Annotated in this window: 6 protein-coding genes; 1 reads left to right on the forward strand and 5 read right to left on the reverse strand. The window is 38.2% G+C overall.

Annotation, left to right across the window (positions count from 1 at the left end; all coding sequences use genetic code 11):
- The first annotated feature begins 70 nt into the window (after window positions 1–70).
- Window positions 71–628: a shikimate kinase gene (locus ACFVSH_RS20660; protein ID WP_230304103.1), complete on the forward strand. Its 558-nt coding sequence runs from the start codon at window positions 71–73 to the stop codon at window positions 626–628.
- Between the two features lie 121 nt (window positions 629–749).
- Here ACFVSH_RS20660 and ACFVSH_RS20665 read toward each other — a convergent pair whose 3' ends face one another.
- The 5 genes from ACFVSH_RS20665 to ACFVSH_RS20685 form a co-directional block, all read right to left on the reverse strand.
- Window positions 750–1763: a LacI family DNA-binding transcriptional regulator gene (locus ACFVSH_RS20665; RefSeq protein ID WP_387605020.1), complete on the reverse strand. Its 1014-nt coding sequence runs from the start codon at window positions 1761–1763 to the stop codon at window positions 750–752.
- A gap of 198 nt (window positions 1764–1961) precedes the next feature.
- Window positions 1962–3170, reverse strand: a complete 1209-nt coding sequence (locus ACFVSH_RS20670) for an MFS transporter (protein WP_387605019.1) — start codon at window positions 3168–3170, stop codon at window positions 1962–1964.
- Window positions 3171–3446: 276 nt separating this feature from the next.
- Window positions 3447–4331 carry a quinate/shikimate dehydrogenase gene (locus ACFVSH_RS20675; protein ID WP_387605018.1) on the reverse strand — a complete coding sequence of 295 codons (885 nt, stop codon included), beginning with the start codon at window positions 4329–4331 and terminating at the stop codon, window positions 3447–3449.
- A gap of 60 nt (window positions 4332–4391) precedes the next feature.
- A complete protein-coding gene (gene aroD / locus ACFVSH_RS20680) occupies window positions 4392–5153 on the reverse strand; it encodes a type I 3-dehydroquinate dehydratase (RefSeq protein WP_387707577.1) in 762 nt (253 codons plus the stop codon).
- A 66-nt stretch (window positions 5154–5219) separates the two neighbouring features.
- On the reverse strand, window positions 5220–6422 hold the full coding sequence (locus ACFVSH_RS20685) for an MFS transporter (protein ID WP_387605016.1): 1203 nt from the start codon (window positions 6420–6422) through the stop codon (window positions 5220–5222).
- Window positions 6423–7384: the final 962 nt, after the last annotated feature.

Below are 7384 nucleotides of genomic sequence, written 5' to 3' on the forward strand. Positions count from 1 at the left end.
GAAATATATTTTAAAAATTTCAGGAGAGCCTTTTAATCATTATAAAAATAGTTGGGAGAGGAATTTATAAATGATTAATAAAAACACATCTTTGAGGATGCAAAGTATCGTTTTTATTGGCTTTATGGGGGTAGGAAAGACAACGATCGGTCAGAAAGTAGCAAGGAAATTATATAGGGACTTTATTGACATAGATCAAGAGATTGAAAAGGAATTCAATATGCCCACTACGGAAATATTCAAGAAGTTTGGGGAAAAAGCTTTTCGCGAAAAAGAAAAAAGTGTGATTGAAAGCTTTAGTCAACAGCAATTGAAAATCATTTCAGTTGGAGGCGGGGCATTTTTACAAGAGGATATACGGAATATCTGTTTATCCAATTGCATTGTCTTTTATCTGGACTTATCTTGGGAATACTGGAAAGAGAGAATAGGCTTACTAATTGATAGTAGACCTGTTTTACAAAGTCGGTCACTTGAGGAAATTGAAGAACTCTTTTACACAAGACAAGAAATATACTCCTATCATCATTCAAAAGTGAATACCAATGATCTTGATGTTGATGAAGTGGCAGACTTCATAGTCGATTCATTGAAAGTGGCCTGGGATATTTATGAACCGCTTAAGTAAAACCATCCTTTTTGTTATGTAATCAATGTTCCCAATAAAAGAATAATAGAAAAGATGAAAAGGGTACAGCGGTATGGATACTTAGCCTCCTGTAAACTAATCACCTTTTTATTTTTCTTTTTTAGGAAGACTCTCTAATAATTAGTTCTGGATTCAATATGATTCGCTGTTGTTCACGTTCAACTTTCTCCATTTGCTGATACAGAAGATTCGCCGCCTCCTTTCCTATACGTCTAGGGAATGAGGAAATGGTCGTTAACGGAGGATGATAGATTTCTGCGACTGGAACGTTATCGAACCCTACGATATCTATATCTTTTCCAGGTGTATATCCTTTCATCATTAATCCTTGCATAACACCGAAGGCAATTAAGTCACTAAAGCAAAAAATTGCCGTAGGCGGATTAGGATTCTCAAGTACTTTCAATACAGCCTCCAGCCCTCCTTCCCGTGTAGGGGCACTATCTATCACCAACGAATCATCCACTTCCAATCCCGCTCTTGAAAGAGCTTCACGGTATCCCTCCATTCTCTCAATCCAAGTAGAAGATTCCTTGATGCCACCAAGAAGCGCAATTCTTTTATGCCCCTTTCCAAGGAGATGCTCAACAGCGATCTTGGCTCCTTCTGGATAGTCTATGCCTACATAGTCGCTATTCACTCCAGGTAGTTCCCTGACAGCAAGGACCATCGGCGTGTCAATTTCATTTAACCGTTCAATTGTATCTTGTGAGCTTTCAGAGACAGGACAAAGAATCAGGCCTCCCACCCTATGTTCCATCATGGTCGAAAGGAGATGGTCTTGCTTGGCAACCGAGTCGAATGTAGTCCCCAGCAACACTGTATAACCAACCTCATCCAATGCATCGTGAACGCCTATCAGGAATTCAGAAAAAAAGGTATTTGATATGTCGGTAATAATGATTCCTACAGTATCGGAACTCTGCGACCTTAGGTTTGCTGCAATTCTATCGTAAACATAGCCTAATTCACGCATGGATTTTAATACCTTTTTTCGCGTCGCTTCCGATATCCGGGGGTTATTACGAACGATAAGGGATGCAGTGGATGTAGATACCCCAGCATGTTTCGCTACCTCTTGCAGCGTGACCCGTCCTTTTTTGGATTGTTTCATAGTTCAATCACCATCTTGAATGTATTTTTGATATACTTATTATTATCATGTTCTTACTATAATAATAATATAGTTACTGTCATTATTACACCCTTGCTTTTGGAACATGGTTATCTCATCGATTAATAATCCCTCCAATACATCTATATCAAAAAAACGCCACCCTAGTTCTAGAAGTTTTAATAATCCTTCGATATTTTAGCCATGGTTAAATATGGTCTGATGCTGTGTCAATTTTTTATACCGGTAATAAACAAAAGCTGCAGCTAGGATTCCTATCGTTGCAATAAAGCAATCGAAAAGAAATATATGCGATATATCCCCACTCTTAGCGATCAAGCCCGTTGCAATTGGTAAAATGACGCTCGCCAAACTGGATGCCGTCGCAACGATCCCCGTTACAGTTCCTTTTTTCCTCCAGAATAGTTCAGTCATTAATGCAATGGTTAATTGAAATATCCCAGCTGTCGATGCTCCAAGGAAAAAGGAGCTAATACTCAAGACAATAGGTGAATGTATCGTTAATATGATGATTACCGTAAGTAAAGTAATCATTGGATAAAGCAATATCACCGTCACGGGCTTAATCCATTTGTTTAATAAAATGGTTAATAACAGGACGGAAATTAGTGATCCAACACTATAAAAGCTCAATAATTTAATTGCACCTGAAGATGACATCCCTGCAACTTCCTGGCCGAAACTCGGTAACCAGATTTGCGAAACTGTAAATAACGCAGTTGATGTAAACCCAATTATGATTAGCGCGACTCCTTCGCTCCAAAATTTTGGTTCAGTTATGAACCTGTTCATATGCAAAACCTCCTCATGACTGACAGCGTCGGATTTGCTTTTTGGAAATGAAGCGGACAACATAAAAAACAAATTCATGAAATAGATGACAGCCGGTAATAAAAATGCAAACCCGTAAAATAATTGATTCCTAGCAAGAAACAGGATGAGGAATGGTAGGATTGTTGCACCAAGTGAACCAAAAGCCTTGACCATGACACTGGCAGAACCAGCAGATTCAGGAAACATTTCGGTTAGCGCCGGATATGTACCAGCATCCATGGCTGAGTTGGAAATTCCCGCAAGTAAAGCAAATACAAAGGCCATTTCATATGTGGGGGAAAATGGAATCCCAATTAAAAAAACTCCCATTATAACCGAAGAGACAATGACCAATGGCTTTCTTCCAAATTTATCCGATAATACTCCCGAGAGACCATACGTGAGTAATCTACCTATTCCTATAGCTGCAATAAGATAACTGATGCCAGTAGAGTCCGTATCCCATTGTTCTGTTAAAGAGGGCATGTTTGAGGCGAGAATTATATTTACCATCCCCAGCAGAAAATAGTTAATATACATGCCAGATGCCGCTTTAAAATACTGATTTTTCATTATTACACCCCTCTAAAAAATCCCGTTGTGTTTCTCCCCTAGAACACTTTAATGCAAATGTAATTACATTAAAGCCTCCCCTTTATGTTATCCATTTATATGAAAACCACTTTTCAAAAAAAAAACGCTAAGAAAAACAAGGGATTTCACTCCTTGCATTTTCTTAGCTCCGAGGTTTCACTCATTTGATGGGAATCATATAACGATGATGTACATCGATTATGACTAAACCTCTATTACGATAAAATGGAGAATAATCTCCAGAGTGGAATCATCTTATTCTGCAAACAATTGCTCTTTGATGTAATTAACAGGCATCTGTTGACCTGTCCATAATTCAAAGGCCAATGCACCTTGCCAAAGCATCATCCCAAGACCATTAATGGCTGTAGCACCGGCAGCCTCAGCTTGTTCCATTAGTTTTGATTTACGTGGGATGTATACAACATCGGTTACGATTAAATCAGGGCGCAGCATTGATTCGTCTTGAATGACACTTAAGCCTTCAAGTGGTTTCATTCCAACGCCGGTTCCATTTGCCAAAATATCACTAGTTGCGATTTCAGCCTTTAGTTGTCCAACATTTTCAAGAGGGTATACATTGGCTTTCACATTTAAGTGCTTCATATCTTCATTGATAATCCTTACATTCTCTACTGCTTGCGGGAAGAAAGCATCATCACGAGCAAAAATGCTGATTTCCGCCACACCTTCCAGCGCAGATTGAATGGCAATTGGAGTAGCAGCCCCGCCAGAACCGATAAGAGTCATTTTCTTGCCTTTAATATCTATACCATGTTCTTTTAGGTTCCGAGTATATCCCATACCATCGGTACTGTGACCTACGAACTTTCCATCGACATTGACAACTGTATTAACGGCCCCGGAAAATTTAGCACTGTCTGCCAATTCATCAAGATATGGAAGTATTTTCATTTTATTGGGCATGGATACGTTAAATCCTTTTACATTTAATGCATGCATCCCTTTGACTGCATCTTCCAGCTGTTCATTTCCAACTTCAAATGCTAAATAAGCGCAATTCAAGCCTAATTTATCGAAAGCCAAATTATGCATGGCAGGTGATAAAGAATGTCCGATAGGTGTTGCCAGCAATCCTACTAATTCCGTTTTCCCATTAATTCGTCCTAGATTTTCCATGTTCTATTCCCCCTGTTTTTTAAAATCTTATATAAATTCCTTCTTGAAAGAAATTATGAGTTAAATGTTTTGATCAATGATCTCCAATACATCTCTTAATTGAGCAACAGGAATTTGTCCTGGGGCAGATGCTTCTTTTCCGGCGCCGAATGTACAAGCAGAACCAAACACCGCACCTGATAATCGACTGACCAGGCCTGTGCCCGACATTGACATCGTAATGAATGGACGATCGGCATACTTTGTTTTCATCGTGTAAGTTGCATCTAATAAAACGAGTAAGTCACCAACCGTCTGGGGCATTACAGCGACTTTTGGAATATGGGCTCCAAATTCCTGCATTTTACGCAATCGGTAAATGATTTCTTCTTTTGCTGGTGTCTTATCGAAATCATGGTTACACATTACTACGTATACGCCATTTTCCTCAGCTACCTTTACAGTCTCCTTCACTGATGATTCTTCAAAAAACAACTCCACATCGACAAGATCAATCTTCTTCGTGCCAATTGCTGCATGAAGAAGTTTGAAATAATATTCATCGCTGATTTCCTTATTCCCGCCTTCATTATGGCTTCTAAAAGTGAAAAGCAGCAAAGTATTGGGTACAGCACTCCTAAGTTTAGAAATCATATCCGAAACAGCTTCTAAGCTTTCAACTTGTTCATAGACATCTACTCGCCATTCGATGATATCCGGCTGTAGTGCATTTACCGTTTCAACTTCTTTAAGCAGTTCTTCTTCAGTTGTTCCCATCAGTGGAACGATGATCTTTGGTACCCCTTCACCGATCGTTACGTCTTTGATCGTGATTGTTTTCATGGATGTTTCCCCCTTTTATCATTATCTTCAGTGAGATTCATGCCCCGCTGATTTTCGGCTAAACCGTTAATTGGAAACCTTAATTACCTTTTTGTATCGATAGGCAACGAATACGGCCAATAAAATACTAACTAACGCAATTGCCACATCAAACAAGAAGACCGCAGATAAACCAGCACTCTTAGAAATGATGCCTGTAACGAAAGGTATGATAATAAAGGCTGAACTGGCTGCAATGTTTACATATGAAGTAATCGTCCCTTTATTGGCAGGGAAGAACTCTGTTATTATTGTCATGGCCAATTGGAACACCCCTGCAGTTGAAAGCCCAATGAAGAAAGCGCTCAAAACAGTTATAAATGGTTGTTGGATGTATAGGAGTGACAATAAAGATAATGCTGCAATGATCGGATAAATAATCATGACGGTAATGGGCTTAATTACTTTATTCAATAGAACTGCTAGTAATATGACAGAAACAAGGGAGCCAATGCTATAGTAACTAAGCAATTGAACAGCCTTAGCCTGAGTTAGCCCCAATACAGCTTGACCAAAGTTCGGGAGCCAGACTTGAACCAGCATGAATAAAGCAGTTGATGTGAAGCCTAATAGTATGACGGCAACCCCCTCTTGGGCAAACTTCGGTTTTGAGAGGAATTGGTGTTGAACCGGCACAGCTTGTTCATCATCTTGAGTCTGGCGTTGAGCTTTATGATCCGGGAATGAAACCTTAAGGAGGAAAAGCCCATTAACAAGATAAACAGCAGCCATTAAGAAGAATGTATATCCGTAAAACATATCTCTATCCATAAAGAACGCCATGATAAATGGTAGAAGTGCGGCCCCGACTGAAACGAATGCTTTTATTAATACAGTAGCGGAACCAGCTTTCTTTTGAAAAGCCTCGATAAGTGCTGGATACGTACCAGCATCCAAAAATGAGTTTGCAACACCAGCACACACAGCAAATATAAATGCCAATGTGTAGTTAGGAGCCAAAGGTATACCTATGAGGAAGATCAGGTAGATAAAAGATGCTGAAACGACAAACGGCTTCCTTCCTAACTTATCCGACAGTCTACCGGCGAAAAACAATGAAACTAACTTACCGATTCCTATTGCAGAGACCAAGTAACTTATCCCTGAGGCACTTGTATTTAATTGTTCGGATAAATTTTCCATATTTGACCCAATGATAATATTGATCATGCCTAAAATAAAATAGCTAATATATAAACCTGTTGCCATTTTTATAAATGGATTTTTCATGAAACACACCCCTATTAAAAAAGTTATCGAAATGCAATTTGATTCTTAAGCCTTTCAGAAGTATCCCCCTTGCCCCATACCATAAATTTAAAAAACAAGTTACGTACTAAATAAAACAATAAACTTCATTAGGTTAACCGACAAAAGTTAGTACATCGTTCTACTAACTTTTCACAAACTAGTATATCGTTCTACTAATCTTAGTTATTATTAGTACATCGTTCTACTAATAATAATTAGGTATATCGTTCTACTAATACTTAACGATTAGTTTCTAAATTCAAAAGGTATTGAATTAACTCTTACGCTAAAGTTTTTAGTTAACTTTCTTTAGTATATCGTTCTACCAAATTATTATACTGCGCTAATTTAATTGTGTCAAACACATGAAGCGATCCCTCATACTCATTATTTTTAAATTCCAAAGGTTCTCTCATTTTTGAACCTATTCACCTTAAAAGTTCAGCCATCCTTTGATTTGTTAGTGTGTTCATACAAGATGAAGAACACTTTTATTTACAGTGGTGCAAATTATTTTATTATTTATGAAGGCTCCCTTCCTTTTCGATATTCTCCACTTTTTTATTTACCTGTTTCTGAATAAGTTACCTGTTTCTGAATAAATTTTCTTTTTAGATAAAATATATGCAATGCTGCTTATTTAAACTAATTATCCAGTTATTTGCAATCAATTTGAATAACTCGTATCTAAGTTAGCTTGGTAGAACATCTCGCTTTATATCCTAAGTTGATGATGGGTCAAAACGATTCTAAATATAAAATGAGAACCGCCTTTCGATTTCGGCCTCTATCAAGGATGATCTAACAACTTTCTGTATATGGAGAAATAATGGGGCCTCATAATTGGTTTTATAACACAAAAAAAAGACCAGCCGGATGGCTGATCTTTTAAATGGCTTGGCGGCGTCCTACTCTCACAGGGGGAAACCCCCAACTACCAT

The sequence above is a fragment of the Peribacillus sp. NPDC058002 genome, from assembly GCF_042886655.1.
In the GTDB taxonomy this organism is placed as follows: Bacteria; Bacillota; Bacilli; order Bacillales; family DSM-1321; genus Peribacillus; species Peribacillus aracenensis.